The sequence below is a fragment of the Ammoniphilus sp. YIM 78166 genome (genome assembly GCF_004522215.1).
In the GTDB taxonomy this organism is placed as follows: domain Bacteria; phylum Bacillota; class Bacilli; order Aneurinibacillales; family RAOX-1; genus YIM-78166.
In genome coordinates, this window is record NZ_SDLR01000008.1 from 135,344 (window position 1) to 154,575 (window position 19,232).

Annotated in this window: 19 protein-coding genes; 15 read left to right on the top strand and 4 right to left on the bottom strand. The window is 44.4% G+C overall.

Translation table 11 applies throughout. The features are described from left to right. From EIZ58_RS27845 to EIZ58_RS27880, 8 genes are all read left to right on the top strand, one after another. Positions 1–1,443, top strand: a complete 1,443-nt coding sequence (locus tag EIZ58_RS27845) for an aldehyde dehydrogenase (protein WP_134704250.1) — start codon at positions 1–3, stop codon at positions 1,441–1,443. A gap of 57 nt (positions 1,444–1,500) precedes the next feature. Further along, on the top strand, positions 1,501–2,280 hold the full coding sequence (locus EIZ58_RS27850) for a 2-keto-4-pentenoate hydratase (RefSeq protein ID WP_134704251.1): 780 nt from the start codon (positions 1,501–1,503) through the stop codon (positions 2,278–2,280). A 16-nt stretch (positions 2,281–2,296) separates the two neighbouring features. Next, entirely contained in the window at positions 2,297–3,184 is an 888-nt protein-coding gene (locus tag EIZ58_RS27855; protein ID WP_134704252.1) for an acetaldehyde dehydrogenase (acetylating), read from the top strand. Then, a complete protein-coding gene (gene dmpG, locus EIZ58_RS27860) occupies positions 3,181–4,209 on the top strand; it encodes a 4-hydroxy-2-oxovalerate aldolase (protein WP_134704253.1) in 1,029 nt (342 codons plus the stop codon). Before EIZ58_RS27855 ends, dmpG begins: the two co-directional genes overlap by 4 nt. Before the next feature lie 5 nt (positions 4,210–4,214). Continuing rightward, positions 4,215–5,003, top strand: a complete 789-nt coding sequence (locus EIZ58_RS27865) for a 2-keto-4-pentenoate hydratase (protein ID WP_134704254.1) — start codon at positions 4,215–4,217, stop codon at positions 5,001–5,003. A 242-nt stretch (positions 5,004–5,245) separates the two neighbouring features. Next, a complete protein-coding gene (locus tag EIZ58_RS27870; RefSeq protein ID WP_134704255.1) occupies positions 5,246–6,283 on the top strand; it encodes a TRAP transporter substrate-binding protein in 1,038 nt (345 codons plus the stop codon). A gap of 21 nt (positions 6,284–6,304) precedes the next feature. Continuing rightward, positions 6,305–6,784, top strand: coding sequence for a TRAP transporter small permease (locus EIZ58_RS27875; RefSeq protein WP_134704256.1), 480 nt, complete (start codon positions 6,305–6,307; stop codon positions 6,782–6,784). Continuing rightward, positions 6,781–8,061, top strand: coding sequence for a TRAP transporter large permease (locus EIZ58_RS27880; RefSeq protein ID WP_134704257.1), 1,281 nt, complete (start codon positions 6,781–6,783; stop codon positions 8,059–8,061). Before EIZ58_RS27875 ends, EIZ58_RS27880 begins: the two co-directional genes overlap by 4 nt. A gap of 44 nt (positions 8,062–8,105) precedes the next feature. Here the strand turns inward: EIZ58_RS27880 and kynB are convergent, their stop codons facing one another. Together kynB and kynU are read right to left on the bottom strand one after the other, a co-directional pair. Continuing rightward, on the bottom strand, positions 8,106–8,726 hold the full coding sequence (gene kynB / locus EIZ58_RS27885; protein WP_134704258.1) for an arylformamidase: 621 nt from the start codon (positions 8,724–8,726) through the stop codon (positions 8,106–8,108). Between the two features lie 11 nt (positions 8,727–8,737). After that, entirely contained in the window at positions 8,738–10,024 is a 1,287-nt protein-coding gene (gene kynU, locus EIZ58_RS27890; RefSeq protein ID WP_134704259.1) for a kynureninase, read from the bottom strand. 92 nt (positions 10,025–10,116) lie between these two features. Here kynU and EIZ58_RS27895 point away from each other — a divergent pair, with 92 nt between their 5' ends. Next, positions 10,117–10,869 (top strand): arylamine N-acetyltransferase family protein, encoded by a 753-nt coding sequence (locus EIZ58_RS27895; protein WP_134704260.1) that lies wholly within the window; start codon positions 10,117–10,119, stop codon positions 10,867–10,869. A gap of 102 nt (positions 10,870–10,971) precedes the next feature. On the opposite strand, the gene EIZ58_RS27900 is transcribed toward EIZ58_RS27895, so the two are convergent. Together EIZ58_RS27900 and EIZ58_RS27905 are read right to left on the bottom strand one after the other, a co-directional pair. After that, positions 10,972–12,042: a branched-chain amino acid aminotransferase gene (locus EIZ58_RS27900; protein WP_134704261.1), complete on the bottom strand. Its 1,071-nt coding sequence runs from the start codon at positions 12,040–12,042 to the stop codon at positions 10,972–10,974. Between the two features lie 220 nt (positions 12,043–12,262). Continuing rightward, a complete protein-coding gene (locus EIZ58_RS27905; protein ID WP_134704262.1) occupies positions 12,263–13,375 on the bottom strand; it encodes an aminopeptidase in 1,113 nt (370 codons plus the stop codon). Between the two features lie 191 nt (positions 13,376–13,566). On the opposite strand from EIZ58_RS27905, the gene EIZ58_RS27910 reads away from it, so the two are divergent. From EIZ58_RS27910 to EIZ58_RS27935, 6 genes are all read left to right on the top strand, one after another. Further along, positions 13,567–13,800 (top strand): hypothetical protein, encoded by a 234-nt coding sequence (locus EIZ58_RS27910; protein ID WP_240689438.1) that lies wholly within the window; start codon positions 13,567–13,569, stop codon positions 13,798–13,800. Between the two features lie 63 nt (positions 13,801–13,863). After that, positions 13,864–14,235: a VanZ family protein gene (locus tag EIZ58_RS27915; RefSeq protein WP_134704263.1), complete on the top strand. Its 372-nt coding sequence runs from the start codon at positions 13,864–13,866 to the stop codon at positions 14,233–14,235. A gap of 294 nt (positions 14,236–14,529) precedes the next feature. After that, positions 14,530–16,125: a peptide-binding protein gene (locus tag EIZ58_RS27920; RefSeq protein WP_134704264.1), complete on the top strand. Its 1,596-nt coding sequence runs from the start codon at positions 14,530–14,532 to the stop codon at positions 16,123–16,125. 98 nt (positions 16,126–16,223) lie between these two features. Continuing rightward, entirely contained in the window at positions 16,224–17,177 is a 954-nt protein-coding gene (locus EIZ58_RS27925; protein ID WP_134704265.1) for an ABC transporter permease, read from the top strand. 56 nt (positions 17,178–17,233) lie between these two features. After that, positions 17,234–18,100, top strand: coding sequence for an oligopeptide ABC transporter permease (gene opp4C / locus EIZ58_RS27930; RefSeq protein ID WP_134704307.1), 867 nt, complete (start codon positions 17,234–17,236; stop codon positions 18,098–18,100). A 138-nt stretch (positions 18,101–18,238) separates the two neighbouring features. Then, positions 18,239–19,231, top strand: a complete 993-nt coding sequence (locus EIZ58_RS27935; protein WP_134704266.1) for an aldolase catalytic domain-containing protein — start codon at positions 18,239–18,241, stop codon at positions 19,229–19,231. Position 19,232: the final 1 nt, after the last annotated feature.

Consider the following 19,232-nt stretch of genomic DNA (forward strand, 5'->3'; position numbering starts at 1 on the left):
ATGATTCTTAAGAATGCTCAGCTCTTCATCAATGGGGAATATACAGATGCAATATCCGGGGAGACGTTTGATACCATCGATCCGTCCACCAATCAAAAATTGGCTACCGTTGCCAATGCAAGCGAGCAGGATGTCCAACGAGCGATAGAAGTAGCTCAACGGACATTTGAGAGCGGGGTTTGGAGTGAAATGCCAGTCGAGGAACGGGCAAAGATCCTTTGCAAAATGTCCGATCTTGTGATGGAGCGCGTAGAGGATTTAGCACTTGTCGAAACGATGGACGTTGGAAAACCGATTAAGGAAAGCAAGGGCTTCGATATTCCTAGATCTGCATCGAACCTGCGCTTCTTCGCGGAAATGGCCAAGTATGTCCATCATGAGCACTATGAGCAGACCCGACACATGTCTTATTCCAAGTATGCGCCGGCAGGAGTCACGAGTCTGATTATTCCATGGAATCTTCCCTTCATGCAAATGACCTGGAAAGCTTCCGCTGCTCTGGCAGCTGGAAATACCGTTCTTGTAAAGCCAGCGTCCTATACCCCGTTAAGTGCGGTGATGCTTGGAGAGATTGCCAATGAGGCGGGTCTTCCTCCGGGAGTATTAAATATAGTTACAGGTCCAGGCGGAACCGTGGGAACCGCCATGACGACTCATCCGCATGTCCGACGGATTTCGTTTGTAGGAGAATCATCGACAGGAAAAACAGTGATGCGAAATGCGGCTTCCCAACTCATTCCTGTTTCTCTTGAGCTGGGAGGAAAGTCAGCTAATATCGTGTTTGAAGATGCAGATTTGGACGAAGCCGTAGCGGGTTCTCTTGAGGCTATCTTCAGAAATCAAGGAGAAATCTGCTTGGCTGGCTCTCGTCTGCTTGTTCAGGAAAGTATCTATGATACGTTCTTGACTAAATTTGTAGAAGCCGTAAAAGGCATTAAGGTAGGAAACCCTTTAGATGAAGAAACAGATATGGGAGCGCTGGTTTCCAAAAGTCATTTAGAGACGGTCGAAAATTATGTTCAAATTGGCTTGAACGAAGGGGCTAAACTAGCTATCGGCGGCAAGCGGGTGGAAGGTTTGCCGGAAGGAAATTTCTATGAACCTACTGTTCTTTACGATGTAGATAATAAAATGAGAGTGGCTCAAGAGGAAATCTTCGGTCCCGTACTGGTGGTTATTCCATTCAAAACAGAAGAAGAGGCCATTAGAATAGCAAATGATTCGATTTACGGTCTAGCCGGCGTGGTTTGGACGAACGACCTGCGTCGAGCACATCGTGTTGCATCGCGCATTAACTCCGGCTTGCTCTGGATTAATTGCTGGTACTATCGAGATTTAAGAACGCCATTCGGAGGATCTAAAGCAAGCGGCATTGGCCGCGAGGGTGGAAGACATAGTTTCGAATTCTATACCGAAGCTAAGACGATAACCATGAAGCTATAGCATAAAAAAGAGTGGCCTAAAAGCGTCACTCTTTCTTTTCATAAGGAGGAACAGGCTATGAATCTACTAATCGAATCGATTGCCAATGAATTGCTTGAAGCAGAACGGACAAAGGTTGGAATCACGCCGCTGACTCAACGTTATGAAGAATTAACGGTGGAAGATGCATATCAAATCCAGTTGGATGTGATTAAGAAGAAAAGAAGTGAAGGACGACAAGTGATCGGAAAAAAAGTAGGGCTTACCAGCTTAGCCATGCAAAAAATGCTAGGAGTAGATGAGCCGGATTACGGTCACTTGCTTGATGACATGCGGGTGTCGGATGGGGAAAAGGTCAGTATTGCGGATATGTTAAGCCCCAAAATTGAAGCGGAAATTGGCTTTATCTTAAGTCAGGACCTTACAGGACCCCATGTGACCTATCTGGACGTCTTAATGGCAACCAAATACGTAGTACCAACGTTAGAGATCATCGATAGTCGAATTGCAGACTGGAAGATCAAATTGATCGACACGATAGCGGATAATGGTTCCTCTGCCAAAGTGGTTGTCGGAAATAAGCTGAGCACGATTGATGGCTTGGATTTGCGCGCTCTAGGGATGGTTCTTTATAACCATGGCGAGCTCATGGCCACCGGTTCCGGTGCCGCTGCCCTAGGCCATCCTGCTGAAGCGGTCGCTTGGTTAGCTAATAAGCTACATACATTTGGCATTACACTGAAGGCGGGAGAACTGATCCTGCCGGGTGCCCTATCGGGGGCCATGAGCGTAAAGAGTGGAGATCGCGTGTCTGCAGATTTTGGTCCATTGGGTTCGGTTTCAGTTACTTTTGTGTAAAACGGAGGTGGAGACATTGAGTAAAGTGAAAACAGCGATTATCGGCTCAGGCAATATTGGGACCGATCTTATGTATAAGTTAGAACGTAGCGATTGTTTAGAGTTAACTGCGATGATCGGGATTGATCCTGAATCGGATGGGCTAAAGCGGGCCAAGGAGAGAGGATATCAGGTGTTTTCTAATGGCATTCAAGGTTTAGTAGAAAACCCAGATCTGGCGGATATTGTTTTTGATGCTACATCTGCAAAAACACATGTCCGACATGCGAAGGTGTTGCAAGAAATGGGGAAGATCGCCATAGATTTAACCCCTGCCGCACGCGGGCCTTTTGTATGCCCGGCAGTGATTCAAACCTTAAGTTTGGATGCCACAAACGTAAACATGATCACGTGCGGCGGTCAAGCAACGATACCCATTGTTCATGCCGTGAACCGGGTGGCCAACGTGACCTATGCAGAAATTGTAGCAACGATCTCAAGCGAAAGCGCAGGCCCTGGAACCCGAGCGAATATTGATGAATTTACCATTACCACTCGTCGGGGGATCGAGGAGGTAGGCGGAGCGAATCAAGGCAAAGCCATTATCATCTTGAATCCGGCAGAGCCTCCAATTCTGATGAGAGACACGGTCTATTGTGAAGTGAAAGAAATGAATCAAGAGGCCATCCTTCAATCCATTTATGATATGGTAGCCACCGTAAGCCAGTATGTTCCTGGCTACCGATTGAAGCAAGAGCCCATGTTTGACGATCATCGAGTGACGGTGTTTCTAGAGGTAGAAGGGGCTGGAGATTACTTCCCTCGTTATGCAGGTAACCTCGATATTATGACAGCAGCCGCTGCACGAGTGGCAGAGGACTTGGCCCGTCGCAAGCTAGGAATCAAAAATGAGGTGACACGATGAAACGAAATAGCGATAAACCGATTCGAATTACGGAGGTCTGCCTAAGAGACGGCAGTCACGTGATGGCTCATCAATATACAGAGGAACAAGTTCGTCAGGTCGCTCGAGCTCTGGATGATGCGGGGATGCATTATATCGAAGTAAGTCATGGAGATGGGTTGGGAGGGTCGACCCTGCAGTATGGCCGATCTCTCATCGATGAAATGAAGCTGATTGAAGCAGCGGTGGAGGAGTGCCGTCAAGCAACGGTGGCTGTTTTATTGTTGCCGGGAATCGGGACCGTACATGAACTAAAGCAAGCTCGCGAATTAGGGGCCGGTTTGGTGCGCGTAGCTACCCATGTAACCGAAGCGGATATATCCGCGCAGCATATTCATTCCGCAAGAGAATTGGGGATGGAAACGTTAGGCTTTTTAATGATGGCGCATATGGCTCCAGTAGAGAAGCTAGTGGAACAGGCTAAGCTAATGGAAAGCTATGGAGCTCAAGCGGTCTATGTAACAGACTCAGCAGGAGCGCTCCTGCCGGATCAGGTGCGAGAACGGATTCGCGCATTGCGTTCCGCCCTGGATATTGAGGTAGGCTTCCACGGTCACAATAATCTGTCGGTGGCCGTTGCGAATACGATTGCAGCTATTGAAGAAGGTGCGACTCGCATTGATGGCAGTGTCCGTTGCTTGGGAGCTGGGGCCGGCAACACACAAACCGAGGTATTGTTGGCGGTATTGGAACGCATGGGACTTCAGGTAGGGATTGATCTTTACCAAATGATGGATGTTGCAGAAGACATTGTAGGGCCTATGCTTCCCAGATCACAGGAAATTAACAAAGGCAGCTTAGTCTTGGGATATGCCGGCGTGTATTCAAGCTTCCTGTTGCATGCGCAAAGAGCGGGAAAAAGATTCGGTGTAGATCCAAGAGATATACTCATCGAGTTGGGTAAGAGAAAAACAGTGGGCGGCCAAGAGGACTTGATTCTAGACGTGGCGGCTGAGCTGGCCAAAGCACAAAAGCTGGAGGTGTAGAGAAGATGAATCTAACACGGGGTGTTGATGAAGAAATAGTAGACTATTTATTGTCCGCAGAGAAAGAATGCCGTGAGGTCACTAAGATCACCGATCAATATCCAAACCTGACCTTCGAAGAAGCCTATTTGATTCAGGAAAAGCTGATCCAGAGAAAAGAGCAAGAAGGTGCAAGACGCATTGGGCTAAAGTTGGGTTTGACAAGCAAGGCAAAGCAAGAAATGATGGGAGTTCATGAAGCGATATATGGATATCTTACAGATGATATGCTGGCGGTCGAGTGGAAGCCACTGGCGTTCACAAGTTTCATTCACCCTAAAGCAGAGCCCGAGATTGCTTTTTTCATAGGAGAAGATCTTCAAGGAACCCATGTGACAGCAGCGGATGTATTGTCTGTGACGCAGTATGTTGCCCCTGCCATTGAAGTGATAGATAGCCGTTACCAACATTTCAAATTTACTCTTACCGATGTCATAGCAGACAACTGCTCTTCTGCTCGTTTTGTAATAGGAAACAAGTGGTTATCTCCTGCCGGTCTCGATTTGGCGAGCTTAGGGATGGTGATGTCCAAAAACAGTGAAGTCGTTACAGTGGGCGCCGGTGCCGCTGTGCTTGGTCATCCAGCGACTTCTGTGGCTTGGGCGGTAAATAAACTAGGGGCGATAGGAAAAGGTTTGAAGAAAGGGGATATTGTGCTTAGCGGTGCTATATCGGAAGCCGTCGCCTTTGAAGCAGGGGATTCCATTTCCGTACAATTTGCAGAGCTTGGGGGAGTATCCTTTTCTTGTAAATAAATTAATCGAAAGACGCTTAGCTGTAGTGAGCGTCTTTTCTATTGAATCGAAAGTTAATAATATTGTAAATAGATTAATAAGTAGAGTATTATAGATGATAGGTAAACCATGATTCAAGCATGCTAATATTAAAATCCCTAAAAAACGTTAACTAGATTACACTAAGCTTAAATGACTGATATTATAATCAATTTAGAATTGGTCAATGAAAACGAATACAAAGGAAAAGGGGGCAATATTTAATGAGAAAATTTAAAAGGTTGAGCTTGACCCTAATCAGTGCGGCTATGGTGTTAACGGCTTGTGGTGGTGGAGGTTCACAAGAATCAAGCAATGCCGCCACGCCAGCAGCTAACCAGACAGAGGTAAACAAGCCGACATACAACTTTAAGCTCGCTCACATTACCCCCACCGACCATATGTGGCACTTAGCTGCCGAGAAATTTAAGAGTGAGCTTGAATCCAGATCCGGTGGACGAATGAAAATGGAAATCTATCCGAATAGCCAACTAGGAAAAGAAGCGGACATGGTACAACAAATCGAAGCGGGTTCGGTAGATTTCGGTTTAATTACGGCAGCCTATTTAAGCTCGCGTGAACCTTCCTTCACGGCCTGGTTTGCCCCTTATGCTTTTAAAGATTTGCAAAGTGCGAATGATGCGCGCAGTACGGAAGTAGCCAAGAAAATTTTAGGAACCTTAGATAGCCAAGGCCTAAAAGGACTAGACTACTTGTTTGCAGGCCAACGCGTCATGTTGTTCAAGAATCGTGAAGTGCTAAAACCGGAGGATATGAATGGACTTAAGTTCCGTGTTACCCCATCCCCACCTCTTCAGGATTTTTATAAGTCTCTAGGTGCTTCACCGGAATCTATTGCCTTACCTGAAGTGTATGCAGCTGTACAGACAGGGGTAATTGATGGGATGGATATGGATTTAGACGCAGCAATCACGAACAAATATCATGAAGTGACGAAGTTTGCCGCGGTAACCAACCATATGGTTTGGCCAGCAATTGCTATGATGAACAAAGCTTCTTATGAAAAGATGCCGGATGAGGATAAGAAAATTATTGATGATTCAATCAAAGCTGCAGCTGAATTTGCGGTTTCCACGCGGGCTGCCCAAGAAGAGGAGTTTAGGAAGGAGCTTAGCGACAAAGGGATGAAGGTTTATGACATGGATGTTGCTTTATTCGAATCACATATCAAGCAATTTGATGAAAAATATGGACCAACAAACCCTCTCATCCAGGAGTTCATTGATACGTTCCGGAAGTAATATCTATGGGGAGGGAAGTATGTGAAAGCTGTTAGTGATGCCATAGCCAGTTTCGAAAAGAAACTGGCTATGGCCCTCATGTTTGCTATGGCCGTCGTGGTTGTGCTGGCTGTTTTTTTTCGCTATGTATTAAATAATCCGCTTGTCTGGGCAGGTGAGGTTTCGATCTTTCTCTTAGTCGCTATTACATTTCTGGGTGGTAGTTTAGGTCTGAAGTATAAGGCACAGGCTTCGGTAACGATCGTCCTCGAATTTATTCCGGAAGGAGTGAAGAGGTGGGTTCTCATTTTGGGACATGTGTTTATGCTGATCTTTATGTTTGTATTCCTGTACTATAGCTTCAAATGGATCCTGTCCCCTAATGTAGCGGTTCAAAAGTCAAGCGCTATGCTTCTCCCCATGTGGATACCCTACTCGGCTGTTCCTGTAGGCCTTTTATTTGCCACGATTCATCTCTCCTCTAATTTCTTAGATCTGGTGAGGGGGGAGGGAAGCAAATGACCATCATCGTGGTTCTATTATTTATCCTGTTTCTATTGATCGGCATTCCAATCTCTCTGGTTCTTGGTATGACCACGGTCGTTTACTTTTTCACAGCGGGTAATGCTGTTCTAATGGACTCAGCCCCCCAGCGATTATTCTCAGGTCTAGACAACTTCGGGCTGTTGGCTATTCCTCTTTTTATGCTAACAGGCGAATTAATGAATGGTGGTGGTATCACCAGTCGCCTTGTCGTATTTGCTAGGGTGCTAGTCGGTCATGTTCGAGGCGGACTAGCCTATGTAACCGTCATTGCCAATATGTTTTTAGCCTCCATTCTCGGGTCCGCGAATGCTCAAGCGGCCATGATGAGCAAAGTCATGGTGCCGGAGATGGAAAAGGAAGGCTATAAGAGAGAGTTTTCCGCAGCGCTTACCCTAGCGTCTTCTATCGTTGCCCCTATTATTCCGCCGAGTATGATCTTTATTATTTATGGAACGCTTTCTAGTACGTCCATTGGTGGACTGTTTATGGCAGGCATTATCCCAGGGATTATATTTGCCATTGGTTTTACTATGCTAATTGCTTATCTGGGATATAAGTATAAATTCCCGAGAAGTGAAAGATCTAGTGCAAGAATAATTTGGAGATCGTCCATAAACGTATTACCAGCGATGCTCGTTCCGTTAATTATTACGGTGGGGATCCTAACAGGAGCATTCACAGCTACAGAGTCTGCAGCTGTGGCATGTCTTGTAGCTTTTATCGTGGGAAAGTTTTTCTATAAGGAATTGGATTGGCGTAAACTTCCGGACATCCTCATTAATACAGTGATCAGTACGGCTACAGTCACCTTCCTGATTGCCATGGCTAACATCTTTGGCTGGATGATTGCGTTCGAACAAATACCGCAGCTTATCGCCAACTCCATGCTCTCTATTTCCAACAGCCCGTTTGTATTCCTGTTCCTTGTGAATATTTTCTTGCTGTTAATTGGAACGATTCTGGATGGAATTGCGGCCTTGATTATCTTAGTGCCTGTATTGATGCCATTGGTTACCGCTTTTCAAATTGATCCGATTCATTTTGGGGTTATTATTTGTATCAACCTCACGATAGGGTTGTTAACCCCTCCCGTTGGAACAGGTTTATTCATTGTTTCGTCCATAGCAGAGGTTCGATTCGAAAAACTAGTGAAAGCAACGATGCCAATGCTTTTATTAGGTATCGTCATCCTCTTTATTATCACGTACTGGGAGAGTACAACCTTGCTTATTCCTAGATGGTTGGGATTATAAATAGAAAGGGGTGTTCCAATTTTTGGTTTGGAACACCCTTTCTTTTATGGCTTTCGTAAAACGGCCCTCACAGGACTGCCATCTGCCCCTTCGAGAGGTAGAGGCAAGGCAATCAATTCATAGTCTCCTTCTTCTACGTGAGCCAATACTGCGCCCTCTAAGATATGAATGTCGTGTTGAAGGAGGGCATGATGCGCAGGTAGGTGCTTGCTATCCAGCGGATCAACGGATGGGACATCCAAGCCGATCAGACGCACTCCCTTTTCTGCAAGGTAAGGAGCAAGGTCAGGCCTCAGATAACAAATGTCGGTGGGGAAACGGGTAGGGTCTACCCACGAATCTGTTCGAATGAGGATTCGTGTAACTCCATCGAGATTAAAAGGAAAAAGATCTTCTGCCCCAAGGCTCTCTTTTTTAGGTAAATGGACAACTTTGGTCTTACCGACGTAGAGGTTGAGATCCAATTCCAATACTTTCTTTCCTTCGGTATCAAAATGGTAAGGCGCATCGATATGAGTACCAGTATGTGTACTCATTACAACTTTCCCGACATTCACCGACCCACTTTGTTCTTTCGTCCATGTAAGTTCAAAAGAGAAAGGGGTATCCCCAGGCCAGATGGGTACATTGGGATTCAAGCGTTGCGAGATATCAATTAGACTCATGTTGGGCCCCTTTAAGCGACAGTTTCGCGCTTGTTTTCGAATTTTTCATATTGCTTTTCTGTCATAATGATTTTTATTTTCTGAACGGCAGACCATACATCAACAAAAGAAGTATAAAGGGCTACAGGGGCGAGCCGGATGATATTCGGACTTCGGTAATCGGGTATAATTTGATGTTCTTTTAAGGACTTACAGATCCGAATGGCATCTGGATGCTCTATAGAGACATGTCCGCCTCTTCTAGCCTCTTCTCTAGGATTGGCAATGTTAAAGCCAAATGAGGAAAGCTCGTGTTCAATCAGATGCATCATGTAATTCGTGAGCTGCAGGGATTTTTCCCTAATTCGTTCGATTGTCGCCTCCTCAAATAGTTCAAGTGAACCGATTAAAGGAGCCATACTTAAAATATGTGGGGTTCCAATTTGAAAGGCGCCAGCAGTCTCGGCAGGAGAAAGAGTATACTCCATATCAAACTGCTTTTCTTTTGTTGAGCTGAACCATCCAGCCAGACCTGGAAGTTGTCCCCTATGCTTCTGGTGGACGAACAAGCCTCCAACGCCTCCAGGACCACTATTTAAGTATTTATAATTACACCAAACGGCAAAGTCAACCCCCCAGTCATGAAACTGATGTGGGATAGCCCCAATGGAATGGGCAGCATCAATGCCTAGAATGATACCTCTAGATTGGGCCTCCTGGGCTATTCGGCGAATATCAAGAAGCTGACCGCTTCGATAAAGGACAGATGGGAGAAGAATGAGCGCTACGTCCTCTGTCATGGCTGTAATAATATCATCTTCCTCAATGAAGCGACCGTCACGGCTTGGAACTTGTATCAGATGGTTCCTCGGGTCATACCCGCGTAATTGGAGCTGGCTCTGCAGGGCATAGATATCAGAAGGGAAGGTAAGAGCATCTGCAAGGATCTTCGTTCTAGTACCAGCCGGTTGATAGAAGCTAGAAACTAACTGATGGATATTGGTGGTAATAGAACCGGTTACAATGGTTTCGGATGGAAGGGCTCCGATGAGAGGGGCGGTTTTCTCTCCTAGTTTCTCCGCAAGCGTAAACCAAGGATGGAAACCTTTCATCCACCCATCGATGCCTAGTGTCTTCCAGTCTTCAAGGGATTCTAACAATGATCTTTCTGCTCGGCGAGATAACAAGCCAAGCGAATTGCCATCGAGATAAAGGCAGTCCTGGTTTATGTAGAACTCATCTTTAAAGCGGCTTAAGACATCCTGTTGATCTAGTTGCTGTGCTTCTTGAAGAGAGAAGCTGAAATGATCTCGATTCATCGGTCCACCTGCCTTTATTTGATTATTGTGAATAGAAACATCTTACTAAACAGTGTAAGATTATGTCAATTAATTATACTGAGGTGAGGAAAATGAAAGTAGTAGAATATCTCCATCATATTCAGGCGGAAGAGAGAGCTAGCAGAGATCTGGACTATGTATCCTATCTCCAAAGATGCCATGTCCTAAGGATATATTTTGAGAACTGGGATATTCTCAATCGCATTCCACTATCTCTAAAGGAGGAGGATCTGATTGAGAAGCTTGTCCATAGGCGGCGTGGAGGGGTTTGTTATGAACTGAACGGCTTGTTTTACCTTTTATTAAAAGAGCTTGGATATGATGTTGTACTCACATTGGGAACGGTGCTCCAACGAGACGGGAATTGGGCCCTGGAGGACGGGCATATGTTTATCATCGTCGTCTGGGAGCATGAGGAGTATCTGGTTGATGTGGGATTCGGTGGACATAGTCCTCGTCTGGCCGTTCCGTTAGATGGTAGGGAAGTAAGAGATACTGATGGTGACTATCGTGTAATTCGTGAGGGGAATATGCTCTATCTCCAGAAAAAAACAGAGGCGGAATGGTTCATTTTATATCGGTTTGAGAAGGGAAGAAAGGCGTGGACACTCACTGATATAGAACCAATCTGTGTGCTGACAGAGACTTCTCCACAATCTATTTTCAATAGGATGATATTTTTCTCTCGTGTATATGAAAATGGAAGAGTAACGTTGTTAGGGGACACCTTAATAGAGGTAGAGAACGATCATATGGAGAAGAGGAAGCTGGTTGGAGAGGAGATTAAAGAAGCAGCGAAGCGATACTTTCAGATATGTATTTAGATGGAGTATCTAATTCTGCAAATAGTCGAACATTCTCCAACTAAAACCCCTCAAGCAAACTCATAAAGGGTGTCCCGAAGCTCGGGACACCCTCTACCATTATTACTTTACTTCCACGGTCCAACCAAATGGATCCTCAATATTACCAAACTGGATTCCGGTTAACGTATAGTACAAATTACCGGCTAATTCACCAATTTTACCATCATTAATGGTAATTTGCTGGTCTTTCCAGCTAAATTCACTGATTGGGGAAATGACAACCGCCGTACCGGTCCCGAATGCTTCTTCTAGGGTGCCATTGGCATGAGCTTCGTAGATTTCTTCAATCGAAATTCTTCTTTCGGTGACATTGTAGCCCAAATGCTTAATCAATTGAATAACAGATCTACGAGTGATCCCATCTAGAATACTTCCGTTTAGAACAGGTGTTACGACCTCTCCATTAATCTTGAAAAATACGTTCATGCTTCCGACTTCTTCAATATACTTTCTGTCTACACCATCTAACCAAAGAACTTGGGAATATCCTTTTTCATTCGCTCCCCCTTGAGCTCGAAGGCCTGCAGCATAGTTACCTGCTGTTTTGGCTGTACCGGTTCCACCTTGTACGGCACGTACATAATGGTCTTCAACAAAGATCTTTACAGGTTGAATGCCTTCTGCGTAGTAAGCTCCAACAGGGGACATAATGATCAATAATTGATAGTGATTGGAAGGGGAAACCCCTAGGGATGGCTCAGTGGAAATAACGTATGGACGAATGTATAGGGAGGTTCCTTCTTCAGAAGGTACCCATTCTTGATCTAGCTTTACTAGTTCCTTCAGCGCATGAATCATAAACTCTTCCGGGATGGCTGGAATACAAAGGCGCTCGTTGGAATGATTCAATCGTTTCATATTCTGCTCAGGGCGGAATAGAAGAATGCGATTATCTTTTGTTCTATATGCCTTTAGTCCTTCAAAGACCGTTTGTCCATAGTGAAAGACTTTAGCAGCAGGGTGTAAGGTTATGTTCTGGAATGGTACAATTCTAGGATTATACCAGCCTTGGCTTGTTTCATAGTCCATAATGAACATATGATCGGTATAGTATTTCCCGAATCCAAGCTGAGTTTGATCGGGTTTGGTTTGCTTAGAGCTTGTTGTCGTAATTTGAAGATCATAGGCCATGGATGATACATCTCCCTAATATAAATTATCTATTGTTAGTAATAGGACTACCGTAATTGTCGTTTTATTCTGGAACTATATTTAGACTATAACTATATTAATATACTCTAAATATAATTTCTATAAAAATTATCTATATTTTTTGGTAGATTCTGTGGTGAGATCGAATCCTAGTATGGTAAAGACCCTGCAGAGCCATGCAAGGTCTTCGTCTTAAGGTCTATTTTAAGTTTTCGGGGTTAAGGGCCTCTAACTCGGGGATGACAAATCTTCCGTCTTTTCGAATAAGCCTTCCATCAAACCATATTTCCCCGCCGCCGTATTCTGGGCGCTGAATACAAACGAGATCCCAGTGGACCGAGGACTTATTTCCATTTGGTGCGTCATCATAGCATTGGCCAGGGGTAAAATGAAAGCTCCCATCGATCTTTTCATCAAATAGAATATCTTTCATTGGGTGTTGAATATAAGGGTTCACACCAATGGCAAATTCACCTATGTAACGGGCTCCTTCGTCCGAATTGAGCACCTCATTAATTCGAACATTATCGTTGGCTGTTGCTTCTATAATTTTACCGTCCTTAAATACAAGGCGAACGTTCTCAAATGTATATCCATTGTAAGGAGAAGGAGTATTATAGGTTATGACTCCGTTGACCGAATCTCGAACTGGGGCAGTAAAAACCTCACCATCCGGAATATTCAGGTTTCCTGCACATTTGATGGCTGGTATGTCTTTTATGGAAAAGGTAAGATCGGTTCCCTCCCCTTTAATATGAACACGGTCCGTATGAGTCATCAATTCAACAAGGGCATCCATGGCTTCTGACATCTTACTGTAATCTAAATTGCACACTTGGAAATAAAAGTCTTCAAAAGCTTCTGTACTCGTATTCGCTAACTGAGCCATGGAAGAGTTCGGGTAACGAAGTACGACCCATTTCGTATGAGGGACACGAATATCGTTCACAGGACGGGTCACTTTTCGAGAATAGAGATTTATTTTCTCACTGGGTACGTCCGCATGTTCGTTAATATTGACATCTGCCCGGATGGCAATGTACGCATCCATTTGCTTCATACGGTAAGTTTCCAGATCCGCTTGCAGTTCTAGCTGCTCCTCGCTAGCTCCTAGCATGATTTCTCTTACTACTTTGGGGTCGGTAATTTGAACAAAAGGTTGGCCGCCCGCGGCGTAGACTTCTTTCACCACTAATTTAAGGAGATCAGATGCTTCTCCTCTCATTTCAATCAGTACTTTTTCCGCAGGTTGGATACGAGTGGAATATTGAATTAGGTTTTTTGCAAGCTGCACTAATCGTGGATCTTTCATAACTACCCCCCAGATTTCTCATTTGTTTTGCTATATTCATGCGTTTCCCTTATTCATTCTAACTTTCTAATACGAAAAAACCAAATGTTTTTGTTCGGCATTTATTGCACTTTGTGTTTAAGTAAGGTTTGAAGTTTCTGACTTTTGTCTATAATGAAGAATATTACCAGACTTCTAAGGAGGAACGTGCAATGGAACAAGCAGATCGTTATATGAGTGAGGATCCGTCCGCTATATTCTCAATTCATGTGGGGCAAACCTTTAAGCCTTATGTTTGGAAGGCTAGCCATGATATGGATTTTCGCTCAGAATGCTTGTATTGCGATTCGGAGACGCTTAAAGGATACAAGGTGGAAGACGAATTTGGAAATTTGGGTCGCATCGCCACATGCCCAGATTGTGACCGTGTAAACGCCAAATACTAAAGGACTAGTCGACATAAGATCTCTTCGTGTAGAATGATAGGAGCTAACGAGGAGGTCTTTGTTATGGTTTATTGGTGGAGATGGTTGCCGGCAGCTGGCTGGATGGGCGTAATCTTCTACTTGTCGTCTCGTACAGGCAGCGAGCTTCAAGGAATGTTTCCATTTTTTAATAGCTTTAATTTCGGTCATGTTGTGGCCTACTTTATTCTTTCCATCTTTTTTTACTGGGCCTTATATCCTTTCCGTAGCGGAAAGATAGACATTCGGCTCCTTTCGGTTGGACTCTGCTTGTTATACGGGATTTCTGATGAGTGGCATCAGTCTTTTGTACCAGGCAGGATGCCCGACCTGTTCGACATCGTAAATGATGTGATAGGGGCGTCTCTTGGTATGCTGGCTGTGACGTTTTTCCAGAAGAAAATTTTAAAAAGATAAATCTATCAAATTTGTGACAATGGATGAAAAATACCGTGTTATGTATATCTTCCCTTTCCTTGCATGTGATTTAATCAAACTATGGGGGAATGAATGAAGGGGAGGTTATGTAAATGGATGCACAAACGATTACGATGATTGGTTTAGTATTATCAATGGCTATCCCAGTAACACTTATTGGAGTCGTATTTATCAAGTCAAAAAAGAAACCAACTGAGAATTAAACTGGCCTCTTAGAGGTCAGTTTTTTTTACGTATTTATGGGTACACTGGGAAGAAAAAAGGAGTGGTAGCATGTCACGGCAAATTCGACCATTACTTTTTCTTATTCTTGTGTGTGGTTTATTGACTTCCACCCTTCAGCCCACCACGTCGACAGCGGAGTCTGAAGGAAAAGGCCAAGCTCTCATTGTGGGCTCGATTGGATCACCTTCCTTACTCAATCCCTATTTTTCTGCAGATGCATCAAGCGCTCAAGTGGAATCCCTACTCTTTAATGGCCTCGTGAAATTTGATGAGAAACTGAATCCTGTACCGGACCTGGCAGACAGATGGGAGGTATCTAAGGATGGATATAGCTGGACTTTTCATCTTAAGAGGGGGATCTTATTCCATGATGGGGAAGAGCTGACATCAGAGGATGTTGTTTTTTCTTATAATATACCGAGACGGCCAGGCTATACCGGTCCTAGGGGATCGGATTTTGAAAAAATCAAAGACATTAGAGTAGTTGACCGCTATACCCTAAATATCACGCTGAAGGAGCCTTATGCGCCCTTTCTAAGCACTTGCGTCTATGCTATATTACCAGCGCACTTGTTAAAACAAGTACCGGCTGAAAAATTAGCAGAGCACCCCTTTAGTACAAAAAGCCCCGTTGGTACAGGTCCTTACCGTTTTGAGAGGTGGAAGGATGGTCAATTTGTACAGCTTTCTGCTTTTCCATCTTATTTTGATGGAGTCCCGCAAATCCAGAAGCTTTACTTTCGAATTATTCCAGACCAAAACGCTCAGCTCATCCAGCTTCACTCGGGAGGGATAGATGTGATGGGGGTACCAGCTACCGATTTGGCTGTGGGAAAGCTGTTCGAAAAGCAAGGAAAGATTAAGCTCCACTCCAGTCCTACTCTTTCTTATACGTATATTGGTTATAACCTCAACCATCCCTTTTTTCAGGACACGCGAGTGAGGCAAGCTTTAACTCATGCCTTGGACCGGGAGCAAATCGTGAATATTGTTCTAGAAGGAGAGGGACAGGTTGCACACACGCATGGCTCACCGCTCAGTTGGGCTTATGCAGCCCATGCTCCCAAATTTCCTTACGATCCGAAGAAGGCAAGGGAGCTACTGGCTCAAGCCGGCTGGAATGATACGGATGGGGATGGAGTCTTAGATAAGGATGGGGAGAAATTCTCTTTTGTTCTTCAAACGAACCAAGGAAATAAAATGAGAGAAATGGTCGCGCAAATCGTTCAAGAGCAGTGGGCGCAGATAGGGGTCGAGGTAAAGCCTAGATTGATGGAATGGAGTGCCTTCATTAACGATTATGTGGAGACGAAAAAGTTTGATGCTGTTATGCTGGGCTGGTCTTTAGGCATTGATCCTGATCCTACGGCAATCTGGCATAGTAAGGAAGCGGAAAAAGGCTTAAACTTTGTTTCCTTTAAAAATAAAGAAATTGACCGTTTACTCGAAGCGAACACCAGAGAAATGGACAGAGAAAAGCGGAAGCGGATTTTGATACAGCTGCAAGAACGGCTGGCACAAGAGCAGCCCTATACCTTTCTTTATTACGCGAATTCCATTATGGCCTATCCGGTAAACTTGGAAGGGGTATTCAATCATCCTGCTGGAGGGTTTTATAAGATCCAACATTGGCGTTATCATTGAGGAAGCTTCCTTTTAGCTTCCTCTTTTCTGTTCTTCTAAACTTGTCCTCCTAAACATATGTTTTTAATACAAATGTCATCGGAGGAGCAGTGAGGATTTTGCAGATCTATATCGTGAAACGTTTATTCCAGGCGATCCCTTTGATGCTCGGGATCACGCTGATTTCCTTTGCCTTGATGTACTTGGCGCCAGGTGGTCCCACTGACGTCATGATGGATCCTAAAATTAAGCCAGAGGACAAGGAAAAGATGATGGCGGCTCTTGGGCTTGATCAGCCGGCCTGGATTCAATATTTGAGATGGTTAGGGAACTTTATTCAAGGCGACTGGGGCACTTCGTTTATTCGCAAGATGCCTGTCTTGGACTTGATTGTGGAGCGGCTTCCCCAAACACTTTTATTAATGGGCTTCTCCTTTTTGTTTGCCGCCGTACTCTCCATCCCCATTGGTATCTTGGCCGCCCGAAAGAAAAATACATGGGTTGACTACACTTCTACTTTCATTGCGTTTCTTGGACTGGCTACGCCTAACTTTTGGCTAGGAATTCTTCTCCTGATGACCTTTTCTGTCTATTTTAATCTCCTCCCAGCGGGCGGTATTCACGGATTTGGGAGTGGAAGTGGAGGAGTATGGGATTATCTCAAGCATCTCATTCTCCCTGCTCTGACGCTTGGAACAGCGGATATGGCAGGGCTCACTCGATATACCAGGTCCAGTATGCTCGAGGTATTGGGTCAGCAATATATGACCACGGCGCGTTCAAAAGGACTAAGGGAGTGGATCGTCATTTATAAACATGGATTACGAAATGGCTTGATTCCCATCGTAACCGTGTTTGGCTTAAGTCTTCCCTCCTTTTTTGGCGGGGCGGTGATTGTAGAGAAGATCTTTTCCTATCCAGGTATTGGATTACTTTTCCTCGATGCGGTGTTTCAAAGGGACTACCCCGTCATTATGGCAATTACCACGATTTCCGCTTTCTTGGTGGTCATCGGGAACTTGGTGGCCGATATCCTTTATGCACTGCTTGACCCTAGGATTGAATATAAATAGACAGCCAATTCCAAAGGAGTGAAAAGCCATTGCGGAAGCTGACGTTTAAAGAGTTTATGCATATTGAATCCAAAGAAGTTCAACGAGGGTGGAGTAGAGAAGTCGTTAATAAGTTTACGAAGAATCGATTAGCTGTGGCTGGTGCTCTCATCTTGTTTGTCATTTTAATGGCCACACTGCTAGCGCCATTCATAACCCCTTTTCACCCGGCGGAACAGAATTTATTAAATCGTCTGCAATCCCCTTCCTGGTCCCATCCATTTGGAACGGATGAATATGGAAGAGATATTCTTTCGAGAGTACTTTATGGAGCAAGGGTTTCTTTGCTAGTTGGGTTTTCTTCCGTGGCCGGCGCTCTTTTTATCGGCACCTTTATTGGGGCCTTAGCGGGATATTATGGCGGTTGGCTGGACAACGTATTAATGAGAGTAGTGGACTTATTTAATTCCTTTCCTTCGATCTTTTTGCTCATTACCATTGTTACGCTACTAGAGCCCAATCTCTCTAATATTGTGGCCGTTTTTATCCTCTTGGGGTGGACAGGTACAGCGAGACTGGTCCGTGGAGAGTTTCTCAAATTAAAAGAAGAGGATTTTGTATGGGCAGCGCGAAGTATAGGAATGTCGGACATGCGTATTATGTTTTTACATATGCTTCCTAATGCCGTAGCCCCGATCATTGTGGCCGCTACCCTGGGGGTAGGCGGAGTCATACTCGCTGAATCTGGACTTAGCTTCTTAGGGTTAGGGATTCAGCCCCCGATTCCTAGCTGGGGGAATATGCTGCAGGGAGCCCAAAGCTTATCTGTCCTTGTGTTGGCGCCATGGTACCCCCTTTTTCCAGGACTCATGATTTTGGTTACGGTCCTTGCTTTTAATTTTATTGGGGATGGTCTACGAGATGCCTTTGATCCCAAGCTTTAAACTTTATTTTAGAATTTCATAGAAAAGTTTTGCAATTATTGTTATCCTCTTATATAATGGCAATAACCACTTAAACACTTAAACGCATACACGCATTAAAGTGTAAATGTACGATGAAGAGAAAGAGGAGGAAGAACAGTGAGTAGGAGAAGAGCGACTGCAAAAATTGTTGATTGCACCATCCGTGATGGAGGTCTAGTAAATAATTGGGATTTTAGTGTGGAATTTGTCCGAGATGTTTATAAATCCCTGAGTGAAGCCGGCGTCGATTATATGGAGATCGGGTACAAGAACTCTCCTAAATTATTAAAGGCCGACAATGTGGGGCCTTGGCGTTTTCTTGATGAGGAACTGCTTAAGAAGACCATAGGCGAAAAAACGCATACGAAGCTTTCGGCTCTTGTGGATGTCGGAAGAGTAGATGAGAATGATATTGTACCGCGCAGTGAGAGCTATCTTGATATGATACGAGTTGCTTGCTATATCAAGGAAGTGGATAAAGCACTCGAATTGATTGAGAAATTCCATGCGTTAGGATATGAAACCACCATCAATATTATGGCCGTATCCAATGCAACTGAAGTAGCACTTTCCAATGCCTTAGATTTAGTGAATGAAAGCAATGTAGATGTTGTCTACATTGTGGACTCGTTCGGAAGTTTATACGGAACGGATATCGAATACTTAGTAAGCAAATTCAAGAAACACGTGCCAAACAAAGAATTAGGAATCCATACGCATAATAATCTTCAACTTGCTTTTGCCAACTCTATTACTGCAGAGAGTAAAGGCGTCAATTACTTAGATGCATCCATTTATGGTATGGGAAGAGCGGCTGGTAACTGCCCAACAGAATTACTGGTCAACTACCTGGAGAATCCTAAATACGATGTACGTTCCATTATGGGTGTTATTGAAAGAAGATTGATTCCGTTGCAACAGCAAGTAGAGTGGGGATATATCATTCCTTACACCATCGCTGGTATGTTGAATGAACATCCTCGTGTGGCGATGGCGTTACGCAACAGCGAAGATAAGGATAAATACCTTGATTTTTATGACCAGCTGACATCGGTTGAGACTCAAGTGAATATTCCGGCAGCTAAAACAGAGAGTAAGGTAAATTCTTAGG

Coding starts and splice junctions, on each gene's coding strand:
- EIZ58_RS27850 (WP_134704251.1), top strand. CDS start 1,501: ATGAATCTACTAATCGAATCGATTGCCAATGAATTGCTTGAAGCAGAA.
- EIZ58_RS27870 (WP_134704255.1), top strand. CDS start 5,246: ATGAGAAAATTTAAAAGGTTGAGCTTGACCCTAATCAGTGCGGCTATG.
- EIZ58_RS27910 (WP_240689438.1), top strand. CDS start 13,567: ATGGAACAAGCAGATCGTTATATGAGTGAGGATCCGTCCGCTATATTC.
- EIZ58_RS27905 (WP_134704262.1), bottom strand. CDS start 13,375: ATGAAAGATCCACGATTAGTGCAGCTTGCAAAAAACCTAATTCAATAT.
- dmpG (WP_134704253.1), top strand. CDS start 3,181: ATGAAACGAAATAGCGATAAACCGATTCGAATTACGGAGGTCTGCCTA.
- EIZ58_RS27895 (WP_134704260.1), top strand. CDS start 10,117: ATGAAAGTAGTAGAATATCTCCATCATATTCAGGCGGAAGAGAGAGCT.
- EIZ58_RS27865 (WP_134704254.1), top strand. CDS start 4,215: ATGAATCTAACACGGGGTGTTGATGAAGAAATAGTAGACTATTTATTG.
- EIZ58_RS27920 (WP_134704264.1), top strand. CDS start 14,530: ATGTCACGGCAAATTCGACCATTACTTTTTCTTATTCTTGTGTGTGGT.
- EIZ58_RS27845 (WP_134704250.1), top strand. CDS start 1: ATGATTCTTAAGAATGCTCAGCTCTTCATCAATGGGGAATATACAGAT.
- EIZ58_RS27900 (WP_134704261.1), bottom strand. CDS start 12,042: ATGGCCTATGATCTTCAAATTACGACAACAAGCTCTAAGCAAACCAAA.
- kynU (WP_134704259.1), bottom strand. CDS start 10,024: ATGAATCGAGATCATTTCAGCTTCTCTCTTCAAGAAGCACAGCAACTA.
- kynB (WP_134704258.1), bottom strand. CDS start 8,726: ATGAGTCTAATTGATATCTCGCAACGCTTGAATCCCAATGTACCCATC.
- EIZ58_RS27880 (WP_134704257.1), top strand. CDS start 6,781: ATGACCATCATCGTGGTTCTATTATTTATCCTGTTTCTATTGATCGGC.
- opp4C (WP_134704307.1), top strand. CDS start 17,234: ATGCATATTGAATCCAAAGAAGTTCAACGAGGGTGGAGTAGAGAAGTC.
- EIZ58_RS27915 (WP_134704263.1), top strand. CDS start 13,864: ATGGTTTATTGGTGGAGATGGTTGCCGGCAGCTGGCTGGATGGGCGTA.